This window comes from Lacinutrix sp. MEBiC02595 (assembly GCF_053601555.1).
The window spans coordinates 120221-137362 of sequence record NZ_JBSHNU010000201.1; the positions used below are offsets into that span (position 1 = coordinate 120221).

The 17142-nt window shown below is 32.0% G+C and carries 17 protein-coding genes and 1 riboswitch; of the genes, 5 read left to right on the top strand and 12 right to left on the bottom strand.

What is annotated here, in order from left to right:
- Positions 1-52: 52 nt before the first annotated feature.
- Complete coding sequence (locus ACVCZW_RS06890) at positions 53-349, bottom strand: N-acetyltransferase (protein WP_452229412.1); 297 nt, start codon at positions 347-349, stop codon at positions 53-55.
- 118 nt (positions 350-467) lie between these two features.
- On the opposite strand from ACVCZW_RS06890, the gene ACVCZW_RS06895 reads away from it, so the two are divergent.
- From ACVCZW_RS06895 to ACVCZW_RS06905, 3 genes are all read left to right on the top strand, one after another.
- Positions 468-1130 carry an alpha/beta hydrolase gene (locus ACVCZW_RS06895; RefSeq protein WP_452229413.1) on the top strand — a complete coding sequence of 221 codons (663 nt, stop codon included), beginning with the start codon at positions 468-470 and terminating at the stop codon, positions 1128-1130.
- 57 nt (positions 1131-1187) lie between these two features.
- Entirely contained in the window at positions 1188-2117 is a 930-nt protein-coding gene (locus ACVCZW_RS06900) for a lytic transglycosylase domain-containing protein (protein ID WP_452229414.1), read from the top strand.
- Between the two features lie 159 nt (positions 2118-2276).
- Positions 2277-2372, top strand: a riboswitch (SAM-I-IV-variant riboswitch).
- A gap of 46 nt (positions 2373-2418) precedes the next feature.
- Entirely contained in the window at positions 2419-3729 is a 1311-nt protein-coding gene (locus ACVCZW_RS06905) for a Na+/H+ antiporter NhaC family protein (protein ID WP_452232006.1), read from the top strand.
- A 3-nt stretch (positions 3730-3732) separates the two neighbouring features.
- Here the strand turns inward: ACVCZW_RS06905 and ACVCZW_RS06910 are convergent, their stop codons facing one another.
- Positions 3733-4311: a DUF2892 domain-containing protein gene (locus ACVCZW_RS06910; protein WP_452232007.1), complete on the bottom strand. Its 579-nt coding sequence runs from the start codon at positions 4309-4311 to the stop codon at positions 3733-3735.
- Positions 4312-4497: 186 nt separating this feature from the next.
- Here ACVCZW_RS06910 and rpmH point away from each other — a divergent pair, with 186 nt between their 5' ends.
- Both rpmH and carB read left to right on the top strand, forming a co-directional pair.
- Entirely contained in the window at positions 4498-4659 is a 162-nt protein-coding gene (gene rpmH, locus ACVCZW_RS06915; protein ID WP_034059443.1) for a 50S ribosomal protein L34, read from the top strand.
- 100 nt (positions 4660-4759) lie between these two features.
- The gene (gene carB, locus ACVCZW_RS06920; protein ID WP_452229417.1) at positions 4760-7612 is read left to right on the top strand and encodes a carbamoyl-phosphate synthase large subunit; all 2853 of its coding nucleotides are present in this window, start codon (positions 4760-4762) and stop codon (positions 7610-7612) included.
- A gap of 88 nt (positions 7613-7700) precedes the next feature.
- Here carB and ACVCZW_RS06925 read toward each other — a convergent pair whose 3' ends face one another.
- From ACVCZW_RS06925 to ACVCZW_RS06970, 10 genes are all read right to left on the bottom strand, one after another.
- Entirely contained in the window at positions 7701-8405 is a 705-nt protein-coding gene (locus tag ACVCZW_RS06925; RefSeq protein ID WP_452232008.1) for a DUF3307 domain-containing protein, read from the bottom strand.
- Positions 8402-9016, bottom strand: coding sequence for a transcriptional regulator (locus tag ACVCZW_RS06930; protein ID WP_452232009.1), 615 nt, complete (start codon positions 9014-9016; stop codon positions 8402-8404). The genes ACVCZW_RS06925 and ACVCZW_RS06930 overlap by 4 nt, the downstream gene beginning before the upstream one ends.
- A gap of 190 nt (positions 9017-9206) precedes the next feature.
- A complete protein-coding gene (locus ACVCZW_RS06935) occupies positions 9207-9770 on the bottom strand; it encodes an acyl-CoA thioesterase (protein ID WP_452229420.1) in 564 nt (187 codons plus the stop codon).
- A gap of 1 nt (position 9771) precedes the next feature.
- Positions 9772-10137 (bottom strand): 6-phosphogluconate dehydrogenase, encoded by a 366-nt coding sequence (locus ACVCZW_RS06940; protein ID WP_452232010.1) that lies wholly within the window; start codon positions 10135-10137, stop codon positions 9772-9774.
- Positions 10138-10182: 45 nt separating this feature from the next.
- Positions 10183-10440: a hypothetical protein gene (locus ACVCZW_RS06945; RefSeq protein WP_452229422.1), complete on the bottom strand. Its 258-nt coding sequence runs from the start codon at positions 10438-10440 to the stop codon at positions 10183-10185.
- A complete protein-coding gene (rmuC, locus tag ACVCZW_RS06950; RefSeq protein ID WP_452232011.1) occupies positions 10433-11821 on the bottom strand; it encodes a DNA recombination protein RmuC in 1389 nt (462 codons plus the stop codon). The genes ACVCZW_RS06945 and rmuC overlap by 8 nt, the downstream gene beginning before the upstream one ends.
- An 80-nt stretch (positions 11822-11901) precedes the next feature.
- Positions 11902-13629: a hypothetical protein gene (locus ACVCZW_RS06955; RefSeq protein WP_452232012.1), complete on the bottom strand. Its 1728-nt coding sequence runs from the start codon at positions 13627-13629 to the stop codon at positions 11902-11904.
- Positions 13630-13737: 108 nt separating this feature from the next.
- Positions 13738-14532 (bottom strand): ABC transporter ATP-binding protein, encoded by a 795-nt coding sequence (locus tag ACVCZW_RS06960; protein ID WP_452232013.1) that lies wholly within the window; start codon positions 14530-14532, stop codon positions 13738-13740.
- Between the two features lie 237 nt (positions 14533-14769).
- On the bottom strand, positions 14770-15744 hold the full coding sequence (locus tag ACVCZW_RS06965) for a FecCD family ABC transporter permease (protein WP_452232014.1): 975 nt from the start codon (positions 15742-15744) through the stop codon (positions 14770-14772).
- Positions 15745-15799: 55 nt separating this feature from the next.
- Positions 15800-16957, bottom strand: a complete 1158-nt coding sequence (locus tag ACVCZW_RS06970) for an ABC transporter substrate-binding protein (RefSeq protein WP_452232085.1) — start codon at positions 16955-16957, stop codon at positions 15800-15802.
- Positions 16958-17142 lie beyond the last annotated feature (185 nt).

Genomic DNA, 17142 nt, shown 5'->3' on the forward strand with positions numbered 1-17142 from the left:
ACGGAAGCATTTGCTTCCGTTTTTTAATAGTAAACAAGTAATTAGATACTTGTTAAATTCTTAAACCTACAGGTAACATGCTTTTGTATTGCCTATTTTTTCTAATAAACTTGGCTATTTCCGGACTGGTAGGAACAACGCTTAGGTTTCTTTCTTCAATATTTTTTAGAACAAGTACTATAAATTCATTTTGAAAATCTTCAGAAAATAAGTTTTCAGGAATTATAAGTTTGGTTAAAAATATTTTTCTTTCTTGAAGGGAATATTCAATTTTTGCTAATTCATCTTCAATTTTTAATTCATATTGACGTAAGAAGTCATTATCAATTAATTCAGCTGCATCAATCATAATTAATTTGTTTTAATTCAATAGAAAAATAAGGAGTCAAAACTTTTTTGCATAGTTTTGTGCAGTAAATTTACGAAAATTAATCGGTTATTTATAGTTATTAAGAACTTAAAAACTAATGAATCAAGAACTTATACATGTGTATTTAATGCCTGGAATGGCTGCTAATCCTACTATTTTTGAAAATATAAAATTGCCAGAAGACCAGTTTCAAATACATTGGTTAGAATGGGTAATTCCTCATAAAAATGAATCTATAAGTGATTATGCAAAACGTATGACGCTTTTTATTAAAGAGGATAATGTGGTTTTACTAGGTGTTTCTTTTGGAGGTATCTTAGTGCAAGAAATGAGTAAGCATATTAAGCTACGAAAACTTTTTGTTGTATCTTCTGTGAAAACTATGCATGAGTTGCCAAAACGTATGAAACTTGCAAAGCATACCAAAGCTTATAAAATTTTACCAACTAGTTTAGCTGGTAATATAGATGCCATAGCAAAATATACATTTGGTAAAAGTGTGGCGAAAAGAGTAGAGCTTTATAAAAAATATATGTCAGTAACTAGCACTGCCTATTTAGATTGGGCAATTGAGCAAGTAGTATGTTGGCAGCAAGATAAACCAATACCAGGAGTGATTCATATTCATGGGGATAAAGACATGGTTTTTCCATATAAACATATTACAGATTGTATCACTGTTAAAGGAGGAACGCATATCATGATTATTAATAAATATAAGTGGTTTAATGAAAATTTGCCAAAATTGATATTACAGTAATTTCTGGCGTAAATTTTGCTAGATATTATTTAACTTTATAAAAAAAAATCAAGGACTATGAAAAGGATTAAAAATGCACTCGCACTAGTTGGGTTATTTGGGATATGCGGGATGTGTGTTTTTGCATTGCAAGATGCGCCAACGGATGAGAATTTTGAAAAAAAGATAATAAACGATTATAACGTTTACGCGTTACAAGTCCCTAGTTATTTGGATTTTGCAGGAGAGCAAGTCCCATTACATAATCCAGATATTTTAGAACGTATGGATAGAGAATTGTTAGTAAATACATACTGGCAATCTAATGGGTTTTTAATGTTTAAACGTGCACGAAAATACTTTCCTATAATAGAACCTATTCTTGCAAAACATGGTATTCCTGACGATTTTAAATACTTAGCAGTTATTGAGAGCGGACTAACAAATGCAAGATCACATGCTGGAGCAAGTGGGGTTTGGCAAATAATGAAAGGTACCGGAAGAGAATATGGTTTAGAAGTAAATGATAATGTAGATGAACGCTATAATATTGAATTAGCAACAGAGGTTGCTTGTGTGTACTTAAAAAAATCTAAAGAGAAATTAGGCTCTTGGACGCTTGCAGCTGCTGGATATAATGCTGGAATGGCTGGAATGGCACGAAGGTTAAAAGAACAAGATGTCTCTGGTTATTACGATTTACTTTTAGGAGAAGAAACGGGGCGTTATGTATTTAGAATTGTGGCATTAAAAGAAATTTTAAGTCATCCAGATAAATATGGTTTTAATTTTAGAGATAAAGATCTTTATAGTTATATACCTACTTATAAAGTAGAAGTAGATACTGTGGTAACCGATTTTGCAAGTTTTGCTAAAGGATTTGGTATAAACTACAAAATTCTTAAAATACACAATCCGTGGTTGCGTGAACCAAAATTAAATAACGCATCTAGAAAAAAATATTTAATAGATATTCCGCGTGAAGGGTATTATAAAACGAACCCTTAAATAAATAGGTGTTTATAAAAAAAGGAATAGCTTTAAGTGTAAAGCTATTCCTTTTTTTTGTTTAAAAATGAAGCAATCTTTCATTTACTAAATAGTTTGTTAAAATTATCTAATTTAAGGGCGTACCAAGTATTTATTCCTATATATTTGCCGACTTAAATTAATTATCAAGAATCTCGAAAGGAGATAGCAACCTGCAATAACAAGCAAGGTGCTAAAGCGATAAGCCAATATTTTGGAAAAAATGTTAATTCAATTTCTTCTCTATTTGCTTTTTGTCTTCTTAACATTAAAAAGAAAAATGGCAAAACCTAATCACATTACACCAAGTTTTAAAGCACTAATTCCCTTATTTGTATTTGTATTTACTTTTTTAGGCGTTGGTTTATACCAAAACGACTTTTATGCACTTCCAGCTCCTATAGCAGTTATCTTGGGTATTATAGTCGCCTTTTTAATGTTTAAACAATCGGTTAACTCTAAAATTAAAACCCTTTTAAAAGGCTGTGGAGATGATAAAATACTAACCATGTGTTTAATCTATTTATTAGCAGGAGCTTTTGCGGCTATTACTAAAGCTACAGGAAGTGTGGATGCTATTGTAAATCTAGGTTTAGACTTTATAGCTATTGAGTATATTTATTTTGGTGTGTTTATTATTGCAGCTTTTTTATCTGTTTCTACGGGAACCTCAGTAGGTGCGATTGTTACCTTAGCACCAATTGTTATAGGAATTGCAGATCAAGGAGGAACATCGCTAGCAGTACTTTGTGGTGCATTACTAGGTGGTTCTATGTTTGGAGATAATTTGTCGGTAATATCTGATACTACTATTGCAGCAACACAATCTCTGGGTTGTAAAATGAGTGATAAGTTTAAAGAGAATATAAAAATAGCACTTCCAGCAGCTATTATTACTTCTATAATTTTAGTGGTTCAAGGTTTTGATTTGGAAAGTAATATTACGGAAGATGTAATTTACAACTACTCTGTAATAAAAATACTACCTTATATTTTAGTTATTATACTTTCCGTTTTTGGAGTAAATGTTTTTGTAACCCTTCTTTTAGGAATTATTTCTGGAGGTATATTAGGCTTGTTTTATGGAGACTTTACACTGATAGAATCTACCAAAATTGCATATTCTGGGTTTACTAGTATGACCGAAATATTTTTACTTTCTTTATTAACAGGAGGTTTGGCTGCTTTAGTAGAAAAAAATGGAGGAATAGAGTATGTTTTAAATAAAATTAAAACCTTAATTAAAAGTAAAAAATCTGCTCAATTTGGTATTGCAGGCTTAGTAAGTACCATAAATGTTGCTATTGCTAATAATACGGTATCTATTATTATAGCGGGGTCTATTGCTAAAACTATTAATGATGAATATGCTTTAGATAATAAGAAAACAGCTTCTATTCTAGATGTTTTTGCTTGTATTACGCAAGGACTATTGCCTTATGGGGCACAAGTCTTAATGATTTTAAGCTTTTCTCAAAGCAAAATTAGCTATATCGATTTGGTAGAAAATACATGGTACTTACTATTACTATTAGTAAGTACCATTTTATTTATTTTTTTTAGAACGAATAAAAAACAGGTAATTCAATAAGAATTATCTACTTTTTCTTTTTTGCGAACGCATAGAACCACCTTGACCATAATGTTGATTTGGTGCTTGTGCGCGCTTCATATTATCTTTCATCATTTTAATCTGATCTTTTAGCATATCGCGCTTGTCTAATTTTTCAGCTTCCTTTAAAAGAATTTGTGCTTCTTGCTTCCTTCTTTTAGTAAAAGCAATACCAGCTAAATTTAATTTTGCCATCGCTAAATCATGATCCATAGATAAACCAAGAGTAATAGCCTTTTTAAAACGTTTTTCAGCTTCGCCCATATCGGTTTGGCTAACCATAATACCTTTAAGGTAATTAAAATAACCTTCCTGTTTTTTCACTAAAGCAGCCGTCGGATTTTTAATTTTATCTAACCATTTGTTGGCTCCTTCAAAATCTTGCTTACGTAATTTTAAAAAAGCTAATAAAATAATTTCGTTTTTAAAGTATAAGAAAATGAAGATTAACGACAGTAAAATAAACATAATACCATTACCAATATAACCTTCTATAAACTGCCAAACAGCGACTCCTATTATACCTGCGGCAATAATTAACTTGAAATTTTTGTTGTACATTTTTTACTAAAATTTGTGGATTACAAAGAAACTAAATTTTTATGAAAAACACTGCTTTATAAATTTCAAAAAAATATTTATATTTTGGTTTGTTAAATAAAAAAGGCTTTGTATATTTGCGCGCACATTTGAGGAAACTCAACACTGAGAAAATTTATAATTAAGAAGATTTAAAAAAATAAGACAATGCCAAAAAGAACGTTCCAACCATCAAAAAGAAAGAGAAGAAACAAACACGGTTTCAGAGAAAGAATGGCATCTGCTAATGGAAGAAAAGTACTTGCACGTAGAAGAGCTAAAGGAAGAAAGAAATTGTCTGTATCAACGGAAACAAGACATAAAAAATAATGATTAACAATTGTTAATATATAAAAGGCGTTACTTAGGTGTAACGCCTTTTTTTATATCTAATAAATAGTATTTTTGCAACACACTATAATTAAATAAAATGCCAAAAAACACGCAACTAAAATCGATTTTAATTATTGGTTCTGGACCAATTGTTATTGGGCAAGCCTGTGAGTTTGATTATTCAGGAACTCAAGCCTTACGCTCCTTAAGAGAAGATGGTATAGAAACCGTTTTAATTAATTCTAATCCTGCAACTATCATGACAGATCCTTCTATGGCAGATCATGTGTACTTGTTGCCTTTAACCAGTAAGTCTTTAATTCAAATTTTAAAAGAACATCCGCAAATTGATGCTGTTTTGCCAACAATGGGCGGACAGACAGCTTTAAACTTATGTATTGAAGCAGATGAAAAAGGGATTTGGAAAGATTTTGGTGTAGAAATTATTGGTGTAGATATTGACGCTATTAATATTACCGAAGATAGAGAGAAGTTTAGAGAGCTAATGCTTAAAATTGGTATTCCAATGGCGCCTCAGGCTACTGCAACTTCCTATTTAAAAGGAAAAGAAATCGCACAAGAGTTTGGTTTTCCTTTAATTATTAGAGCTTCCTTTACTTTAGGTGGAGCAGGAGCGTCTTTTGTACATAAAGAGGAAGACTTTGATGAGTTATTAACCCGCGGATTAGAAATTTCTCCAATCCATGAGGTAATGATTGATAAAGCATTAATAGGTTGGAAAGAATATGAATTAGAACTTTTAAGAGATGCTAATGATAATGTAGTAATTATCTGTTCTATTGAAAATATGGATCCTATCGGGATTCATACTGGAGATTCTATAACCGTTGCTCCAGCAATGACATTAAGTGATACAACCTATCAAAGAATGCGCGATATGGCAATTCATATGATGCGTAGTATTGGTGATTTTGCTGGTGGTTGTAATGTGCAATTTGCGGTAAGCCCAGATGAAAACGAAGATATAATCGCTATTGAGATTAATCCTCGTGTTTCGCGTTCTTCCGCATTAGCGAGTAAAGCTACAGGATATCCTATTGCAAAAATTGCTGCAAAATTAGCTATTGGCTATCACTTAGATGAATTACAAAACCAAATTACAAAATCTACTTCTGCTTTATTTGAGCCTACTTTAGATTATGTAATTGTGAAAATACCACGTTGGAACTTCGATAAATTTGAGGGTAGCGATAGAACACTCGGACTTCAAATGAAGTCTGTAGGAGAAGTAATGGGAATTGGTCGTTCTTTTCAAGAAGCATTGCATAAAGCAACACAATCTTTAGAGATTAAACGTAATGGTTTAGGTGCAGATGGAAAAGGATATAAAGATTATGATCAAATTGTAAGCAAGCTGAAACATGCAAGCTGGGATCGTGTTTTTGTTATTTATGATGCTATTCAAATGGGAATTCCATTAAGTAGAATTCATGAGATTACTAAAATAGATATGTGGTTCTTAAAGCAATATGAAGAATTATATATGCTTGAAAAAGAAATTTCTACTTTTAAAGTGGAAACCATTCAAAAAGATTTATTGTTAGAAGCTAAACAAAAAGGATATGGTGACAGACAAATTGCACACATGCTTGGTTGTTTAGAAAGTCAGGTTTATAATAAACGGGAAGAATTAGGTGTTAATAGAGTGTATAAATTAGTGGACACTTGTGCTGCAGAGTTTAAAGCAAAGACTCCTTATTATTACTCTACGTTTGAAAATGATGTAGAAACGGCAGACGGAAAACGCTATGCAGATAATGAAAGTGTGGTTTCCGATAAAAAGAAAATTATAGTGCTTGGTTCTGGACCAAATAGAATTGGTCAAGGTATCGAGTTTGATTATTGTTGTGTGCATGGTGTTTTAGCTGCCGCGGAATGTGGTTACGAAACCATCATGATTAACTGTAATCCAGAAACGGTTTCTACCGATTTTGATACTGCAGATAAATTATACTTCGAACCTGTTTTTTGGGAACATATCTATGATATCATCAAACACGAAAAACCGGAAGGTGTAATCGTACAACTTGGTGGACAAACCGCTTTAAAGCTTGCTGAAAAACTAGATAGATATGGAATCAAGATTATTGGTACCACATATCAAGCTTTAGATTTAGCAGAAGACAGAGGATTGTTTTCTAATATGTTGAAAGAAAATAATATTCCATATCCAGAATTTGATATTGCTACAACTGCAGACGAAGCATCGGCAATTGCAGATGTTTTAGACTTTCCAATATTGGTAAGACCTTCTTATGTACTTGGTGGACAAGGAATGAAGATTGTAATAAATAAACAAGAATTAGAAAAACACGTTGTTGATTTATTACGAAGAATGCCAGGAAATCAATTGCTTTTAGATCATTATTTAGATGGTGCAATAGAAGCAGAAGCAGATGCTATTTGTGATGGAGAAAATGTCTACATTATTGGTATTATGGAGCATATTGAACCTTGTGGAATTCACTCTGGAGATAGTAATGCAACATTGCCTCCTTTTAATTTAGGAGAGTTGGTTATGCAACAAATAAAAGACCACACTAAAAAAATTGCATTAGCATTGAATACGGTGGGTTTAATAAATATTCAGTTTGCTATTAAAGATGAAATCGTGTACATTATTGAAGCGAATCCTAGAGCATCACGTACGGTTCCTTTTATTTCTAAAGCATATGGTGAACCTTATGTAAATTATGCAACTAAAGTGATGCTAGGAGAGAAGAAGGTTACCGATTTTGATTTTAAGCCACAATTAAAAGGGTACGCAATTAAACAGCCAGTATTCTCCTTTAATAAGTTTCATAATGTAAATAAACAACTTGGACCAGAAATGAAAAGTACTGGAGAAAGTATACTTTTTATAGATGATTTAAAAGATGATGAGTTTTACAATTTATATTCTCGTAGAAAAATGTATTTGAGTAAATAAAACGGATGCATATAATATGAAAAAGCGAAGTGTTTAACTTAAACACTTCGCTTTTTTCTGTTTTAATCTTATGTTTTGCTTCCTTTTGTTATGAGGCTATTTGAAATAGTATTCCTGTTAATATGGCAATTCCAAAACTAATAAGCGTTCCAATTAATATGTATTCGGTAAGTTTTCGGTGTTTCGATTCTTTTAAATCTCCAAATCTAAAAACAGATTTTGCAGTGATTAAAAAACCAACAGCTTCCCAATGGTCTGTAACTATAAAAATGAAGACTAAAATACGCTCTAAAATTCCGATGTATTTTCCAGCATCTTTAAGGGATTCATTACCTTCTGTAAGTTTAGAAATATCCCATTTAGAAAAAATGGTTTTCATGATTATAGAAACTGGTTGCGTTAAAAAAGCGAAACAGGTTATTAGGAGTAGGTTTTCTTCCGAAAAAATAGCTTTATAATTTAGTGCTGTATTGGTATATACAAAGTAGGTTATTATAATTACAGTAATATGAAGTACTTGATCTATAAAGAATAGGAGACGTTTTGTTTTTTTCTTTTGAATAATAAGCTTAATCGCATCTATAATAAAGTGTGTAATACCAATAATAAGTACGATTGGCCAAAGTGAAAGATCCCAAAGAATTACGAGTAATAATACAATATGAATTAATATATGAAAATATAGTTTCGGGGATTTTAACTTTTTGCGCTCTTTATCTTTAACCCATTTTTGTGGTTGTAAAAAGAAATCGCCTATAAAGTGCGCCAATAAAAGTTTAATAAGTAGTATCATAATAAGCCGCTTATTTTTTTCTTATACATGTTGTTTAAAGCTAAAATTTCATCCAAATTAGCTCGTTTAATACGTTTGCTAATGGCATTTTGATTGGTTCCTATTCGTTTTGCTAAATTTTCTTGCAAGGCTTTAGGGTTTTCTAAAGTTAATTTAACAATTTCTGCTGAATTCACTGTCCAATGATCCATACTAATTAAAGCCAATTTAAAATACAGGTTTAATTCATCATTAAGTATTTGCGATTTGGTTTTTATTTTAAGGTTTTGTTTTTCTTTTTTTAAGGTTTCAAAAGTTTCCCCAGAAAATATAAAAGCTTCGCCATTAGATTCTGTAACATCTTTGCCTTGATATGTTTTTTCGCCAATACCAATAGCCAATCTAACGTCTAATCCTTTTATCATTTTAATAGCTGCTTTTATGTAAATAGCAGCTTCAAAACTTTTGGTGACGTCTTTCATTTCTATTTGAAAACTATCGCCACGATAGATTTCCCAAAGTGTAGTATCTGTTTCTAAATACGATAGCGCAGCTTTTAAATGGCTAATCCAAACCTCCGGATTTGTTTGTCCGCGAGATTTAATGATGTCTCCTGTTAGTATGCTTGTCATTCTATTTTAAGTATAAATCACGTTATTCGGTGATAATTATAATTATCGTAGGATCCCGTGAGAATCAAATATATTCCTTTTTTATGGAATAATCAAATATATTCCCTTTTTGTGGAATAATTTAATTTATTCCTTTTTTAAGGAATAATTAGAGACATGCCGTTTTTACGGAATATGAATAGAAAGAATATTAATTTGAAAAGTTATCCGGTAAATCAATACGAACACGATGGTCTTTTAAATCATTGAAATAATTTTCTAAAGAAAAATCTACATGATTAAATTCTTCTTGTCTAGCTCTATGGTTTTCGTTACGATTTATTGCTTTTAAAAAACGAACTACTTCTTTTTTATCATTTAAGATTAAACCAGGAACAAGTACAGATTTACCAGCATCATCTTTGGCAACCATTGTAAAATACGAAGAGTTACAATGTTTAGTTTCACCGGTTCTAATGTTCTCTGCTTCTACGCGAATACCAACAACCATAGAGGTGCTACCAACATAATTAACAGATGCCTTCATGGTTACCAGGTCACCAATTTCTATCGGACTTAAAAAATCAACGGTATTAACAGATGCAGTAACACAATAGGTTTCCGAATGTTTGGAACCACAAGCAAAAGCAATTTCATCCATCAAACTTAAAATATAACCACCATGAATTTTACCTCCAAAATTTGAGTGGGATGGTTGCATGAGCTGCGATATACTTATACGAGAGGAATCTACTGTCTTAAATCTTAGTTTCATATTAGTATCTATTATTTCGTGAGGTATCTTCCTCTACTTTGGTGATAAAATATTTGGTATCTCCTAACCAAAAGAAGGTTTTATAACGTTCAAAATACGTAAGTTTTACAAATTTACCTTGTAAACGATTTAATTCTTGGATGGCTTGCTCTTCTTTATCTTCTACCGAAAATTCAAAATGTTGTGATTCAGAAACACCTTGGCTAATTTCGCCTTCCCATGTTTTAAATAGAACTCCTTTGCTAGTAAATTTAACCAATTGTCCAGCTCGAACACCTTCGCTATACGTTGCAAAATATATAAAGCAGAAATATCCAGCTACTATAAGTACTATTGTAATTAGTGCTTTTATTAAAAATTTTATCATAATATGTATATGTTAATCGTCAGATGCAACGTGTTATATATTGCTTTAGTCTTCATGTCTTTTTTCTTTAATACCAATTTCCGTTTCCATTCTGTAAAAAAGACCAATAGCAGATAATAGGATTCCTAATAGTAATGTTATAATTATAATAAACATATCAAAATCTGGTTTATTTAGGATACTATAACCCGAAACTAACAAGACAATGCCAAAGCTAACTAAACCAACACCAATAACTAAGACTCTATAATACCGATAACGTAAAAACCATTTATATATAGTATCGATTTTTTTCTTATTCATTATCTTCTTTTGCTCTTTTTATAAATGTTTCAGGCAATGCTTTTTTTGCTTTAGCTCCTAGTTTTTTAATTTTTTCCACACTAGTAATTAGGTTTCCTTTTCCTTCCACCAATTTATTCATAGCCGAAGAGTAGTCTTTTTTAGCATCGTCAATTTTCTTTCCTACTCCTGTTAAATCGGTTACTAAACCATGAAATTTATCGTATAAAGCGCCAGCTTGCCTTGCAATTTCAATAGCATTTTGCTGTTGCTTTTCATTATTCCACATACTATCCACGGTTCTTAAAGTGGCTAATAAAGTAGATGGTGTCACAATAACAATATTTTTTTCAAAGGCTTTGTTATATATCGAGTTATCCGCATTTATAGCTACAGCAAAAGCAGGTTCTATTGGTATAAAAAGTAACACGAAATCCGGACTTTCAATATCGTATAAATCTTCGTATTTCTTTTCAGAAAGCTGATCTACATGTCTTCTTATAGAATTTATATGCGCTTTTAGGAAAACCTCACGTTCATCATCTTCGGCATTTACATAACGTTCATAATCTGTTAAAGACACTTTACTATCAATAATCATCTTTTTATTATCTGGTAAATGTAAAACAATATCCGGAAGCACGCGCGAGCCATCTTCTCTAGTGAAATTTTGTTGTACAAAATACTCTCTATCTTTTTCTAAACCAGATTTTTCAAGAACGCGTTCTAGTACCAATTCACCCCAATTTCCTTGCATTTTACTATCGCCTTTTAAAGCGCGAGTTAGGTTGGTTGCTTCTTTGGTCATCTGTTGGTTTAAATCTTTTAAACCTAATAATTGCTCTTTTAAAGCAGAATGCATGCTGATACTTTCCTTTTGGGTATCGTCTACTTTCTTTTCAAATAGTTGGATTTTTTCTTGTAGCGGATTTAAAATGTTTTTGATGTTTTCTTTATTCTGAAGGGTGAATTTTTCCGATTTGGCATCTAGAATTCTAGTAGCAAGATTTTCAAAATCGGTACGAAGCTGCTTTTGTCGTTCTTCTAATTCTTCATCTTTTTTAAGATTTAGTTTTTGAAGGTTTTCATATTCAGAATTTCTTCGCGCTAATTCGGTATTTAAAAAATCCTTTTCCCGACGAATATCTTCTCGATCTATTTCCATTTTGGAAAGTGTTTCCTTTAGCTGCACTAACTGATTTTCAAAATTCTGATTTTGCTTTAGGTTTTCAGCTTCCGAAAATTGCTTAAAGTCATTAAGCTGTTGTTGTAAGTTATTGTTGCGTTCTTCTAAGGTGCTTTTTTCGCTTTTACTTTTCAGTTTTGTGAATAGCATTCCTAAATAAGCACCAATTGCTGCCGAAATTATAATAGCAAGAAGGAGAAGGAGGTTGTCGTTCATTTAAAATAGAAGTTTATCCAAAGATAAATTTTTCTTAAGAAAGAAAACGAATGTAAGACAAATGATTTAATAGGCGTTATTTATAAAATGGATGTCGTAATTTCAATGTCTGCATCCTTCCAAGCGTAATCAAACTCTTGCTTTATTTTGTTTGCTTCATCTAGTTTTCCTTGTGCTTTTAAGCTTTGATATAAACCCATTAATGACCAACCATTTTGTCTTAAGTCTTTTAAATCTTCTTTAAAAATCAATTCGGCGTCTTTATATTTATTTGCTTTAAGTAAAACCGCTCCTAAATTTTGTCTTGGCGGAATATACCATGCAGATGGTTCATTGTAAATTAAATGATCTTCCATGCTTACCGCACTTTCTAGATGTGTAATAGCAGAAGCATAGTTTCCTTTTAAAGCTTCTAATTCGCCCGCAACTACCTCGAATGCCAATTTAGAAATAGTAGTACCATTATCAAAACCTGTAGCAACTATGGTTTCCATTTCTGGATCCTTAATATAACTAGCAATAGCATCTAGTTCTTCTTGTGCCTCTTTAATATTGTTTTTTCTAATAAAGGCAATACCACGCGCATAATGCCAAATCATCTTTAAATGTTTGAGTTCATCATTTGGTTTCGGAATGGTTAAAATGTCATTCCATTTTCCAAATCGCGTATAGGCTAGGAGCGGCGTTGCTGCAAAATTCTGTAAAAAATGAAGTTCTTTTAATTCGCCAGTGGGAACTTTTTCTGCTGTTTTTTTTGCCGCATCTATTGCAATTTCACTGTTTCCTAAAAGGGTTGCTGCCGACCATAAAAAATGAATGTTATGCGGATAATATCCTAAAGGATACATGCCTTGAGATAGACATTGTGAAATATAATCTTCATCTGCTAAAATGGCCTTTTGGTTAGATTCTACAGCATCTTTGTATCTACCAACTCGTATATAAATATGGGATGGCATATGTACAATATGTCCTGCAGCAGGCATTAATGATGCTAGTTTTTCTGCACTTGAAATGGCTAAATCGGGTTTTGGTAGTTCTACCATATGAATATAATAATGGTGTGCGCCAGGATTATTAGGATCCAAAACCATCGCTTTTTCCAATGCTGCTTTTGCTTTATCAATGTTTGGGGAAGCATTACCATCTTTATCCCAATAATTCCAAGGAACCGTATTCATAACGGAAGCGGCAAATAAGGTGTTGATGTTGGTGTCTTCTGGATATTTTTCCACAACTTTAGTCATAGCATGCATATATTCTAAATTCATGGCAGCTACATCTGCAGTCAAATCATTGGAATAGCGATGCGTTAGTGCTTCAATTAAATCCTGCTCTTTTTTAGTTGCGTTGGTGGCCAATTGTTTCGCTTTTTCTATAGCTTCGTTGTATTTGTTTTTGCGATCGTCGTCTGGATGAGGATCATTAATATTTGGACCAAGAGTATAAGCTTGTCCCCAATATGCCATCGCTAAATTTGGATCTAGTCTGGAAGCTTCCATAAAAGAACGATGTGCTTCTGCATGATTAAAAGCATAAGTAAGTCGTAAACCTTGATTAAAAAATTGTTGCGCTAAGTCATTTTTGGTACTGACTTTATAGGCATGATTTCCAAGATTTTCAAATAGTGGTGAAATTTGTTTTGTGGTATCTACTTCTTCCAATAAAAACGTTGCTGGCGTGCATTTAATTACATTCATGCCATATTTTTTAGAATAGTCGATTTCTTCTTCTTTATTGAAAAGATATAATGATAGTAATGTCACCGTAAGAAGTGAAAATAATAATAGATTTAATTTAGTTTTCATGGTTTCCGTAATTTAGAATGCCATAAAAATAAATACGATAAATTTTAAAAAGTAGATTTAAGTCGCTGAAAGTGAGCGATATAAATATAGTGAATTTATTCGGTAGATTTATTTTTTTACTCGAAAACTCCCCGTATTTGCATCAAAAGCAATTAAATCTTCTGGAAATAAAGTATTAAAAGTTCCTTGTGCAATGAGTGTACAAGGTGTATTGGAGATCACTTCCGTTTTAGTCATGACAATCATAGTATCACACAATTGAATAGCTAAATCTATTTCATGCGAAGAAAACAAAATCGTTTTCCCCGTTTCTTTTACCAATTTTTGAAGCAGTTTTAAAATGTATGCTTTATGATACATATCTAAATGCGTGGTTGGTTCATCTAGAATAATAAGGTCTGTATCTTGAGCTAAAGCACGTGCAATCATTACTTTTTGTAGTTGGCCGTCACTAAGCTCAAAACATTTTTTGTGTTTTAAATCGTCAATATTTGTTTGGCTAATCGCGCTGTTGACTTTGCTAATATCTTTTTCCGATAGATTACCAACCCAATTGGTATATGGCTGTCTTCCTAATGCAACCAGTTCAAAAACAGATAAATTTTTAGACGCAATAGCTTCGGTTAAAACCAAACTCATTGCTTTGGCCAAATCTATATTAGCGTATTCGTCTAGCGGTTTTTCATTTAAATATAATGCGCCAGATAATTTGGGTTGTACCTGTGTTAGTGTTCGTAATAAAGTGGATTTACCAATACCATTTCCGCCAACAAGGCCTATTAATTCTCCTTTTTTTAAAGTAAGATTTATGTTGGATGTAACCGTAGTTTCTTCCTTTTTAGTTTTGTAACCAATAGAAAGATTTTCGGTTTTTAGGATGATATGTGGCACTTCTTTATTCACTAATTCTATTTATTTTTTTTTTATTTCTTTTAAAGCTGCTTCGCGCTTTTTGTCAAGCCTTCCGATTTTTCTTCTAAAAACCACCTTCCTTCAACTGATGGAAGGAGCTGGAATTGAATTTTATAGTTATCTTATAACTTTACCCTAAATGTCACACGGAGCCTAGTCGAAGTGCTTTTGTCTAAACGTATATTTTTTCATTAGGTCTTCGACTGCGCTCAGACTGACAAGTTAACTTCAAAACACCATTTTTCTTTTTCTAACCAATAACCAAATAACAACAGGTGCACCAATTAAAGAGGTAATTGCGTTAATTGGTAAGGTATAATCGCTGGTTGGTAATTGGGCAATACTATCGCAAATAAGCATTACTATGGCACCAAATAAAAATACGGCTGGTAATAATATTTTATGATTTGCCGTGTTAAAAATTTGCCTGGTTAAATGTGGAACAGCCAACCCAATAAAAGCGATTGGTCCAGCAAACGCCGTTATGGTTCCTGCTAATAAACTAGTTGCAAGGATAATGATTATCCGACTTCGTTTGATGTTTAATCCTAAGCTTTTTGCATAATTCTCGCCAAGTAATAAGGTGTTTAATCCTTTAATGGCTAGTATACTAAGTAGTATTCCGAAGCAATAAATGACAAAGAAAATGAAAACTTCATTCCAGGATAAGTTTCCTAAACTTCCAAATCCCCAAAAGATATATTGTTGTAATTGTTCCGCAGAACTAAAATAGGAGAGTACACTTACTACTGCAGAGGTAATGCTTCCAAACATGAGTCCGATAATAAGAATAGCCATCGTATCTTTCACTCTAGAGGAAACGATTAATACCGCCAATAGAACAAGAAAACTTCCTAAACTAGCCGCAATAACGATAGTCCATTTTGAAATTAATAACGATGCAAAAATACCTCCAAAAATACCACCTCCTAAAATCACCAAAGCCACACCTAAACTTGCGCCAGAAGTAATACCAAGAACAAATGGTCCTGCCAATGGGTTTCTAAAAAGCGTTTGCATTAATAATCCGGAAATACCTAATCCAGAACCTACTAAAATTGCTGTGATTGCTTTTGGTAATCTGTAATTTTGAATGATATATTGCCAAGATTCGTTTTCTGCAGAATCTATCAAACTATTAAATATTTCTTTTAATGGAATAGACACAGAACCTAAGCTAATGTTAGTAAAAAAGCATACCATTAATAAAAGTATTAATAGTGTAAAGGAGCCTTTGTATGTATTCGTTTCGGACAAATTATTTTAAAGATTTAAAAAAGTAAGGTGTATAATCTGGTAATAATTCTGGATGACAGATTTTAATAATATCTTTTAAAACGATATCTGGTCTTGCGGTACCAAGTTCGTAATAGATAACTCCTCCAGTTTTTCCTGTGGTATTTACAAAGGAATAAATGGTTTTGTTTTGAAAAGCATCAAATTTCGTGTAATGTGCATTTGCTTTTTCTAGTGCTTCCATACTTGCGTAATACGACGGACTTAACCATAATTCGGCATGTTTTGCTTTTTCAAATACCGTTTCAAAGTTTAATGCTAAACTACCACTTCCTGTCGTTTCACTATATAAATAGTTTACGTTGGCATCTTTTAATATTTGTGCTTCCGGACTTGTGCCATTAGGTAAATACCAAGTGTCTTTATGCATTGCGCCACTTATAACGGTTGGTTGCTTTTCTACTTTTAACGCAAGAGCTTTTGCTTCTTCGTAATTTTTTTCAATAGAATTAAAAATCGTATTTGCAATTTGTTCTTTGTTATAAAGAACGCCGAAGAATTTAATCCATTCTGCTTTTGCTAATGCCGATTTTTCCACCCAATCCCCATTGTAGATTACAGGAATACCTGATTTTTTAATGGTTTCAAAGGTTTTGTTATTTCCATCTATACCATAACCAATGACTACGTTTGGTTGTAGTTCTAATAAAACTTCGGTGTTTATACCTTCGTTTTTTCCTAGTTCTCTAATATTTTTATCCTCAATTCTTGCTCTAGTTTTTAAGGAAGATACATAATCTGTTCCTGGAAAACCAACCAATGTTTCTTCTACTTCTAAAAGCTCTAAAGCAGGAATATGTGTGGTAGAGGTAACCACTATTTTTTCAATAGGAATCGTTATTATACCATCAAATTCGTCTTTGTTTAACGTTATTTTGGACGCTACATCTTTGTGAACTAAAGCATATTTATATTCCTTTTCTGCTTTAGGCCAAGGATTTTTAATCGTTAGTATTTTAAAGTTTTCATTATGTGTAATGGTAAAACCTTCGGCATATTTAAATGCCGTTTTGACAAAATCTTGCTTGTTTTCAGGAATGGATTTTACTTCCTTTTTACAAGCGGTAAAAGATAGTAAAAGACAAAATAGAAGGGAGTTAAATAACTTTTTTTGTAACATTAGTGACATATAAATAGATAGGTTTCTTTTAAATTTATATAAAATTTTAGTCATGAGAGACGGTTCAAATGTAACAATATATATAGTAGGTGGAATAATAATAGCACATTTTTTAATTGGCTTTATTTTTCTTATTTACAAAATGAATAAGAAAAAGTAAGTTTAATTAGTTTGCATTTAAAAAA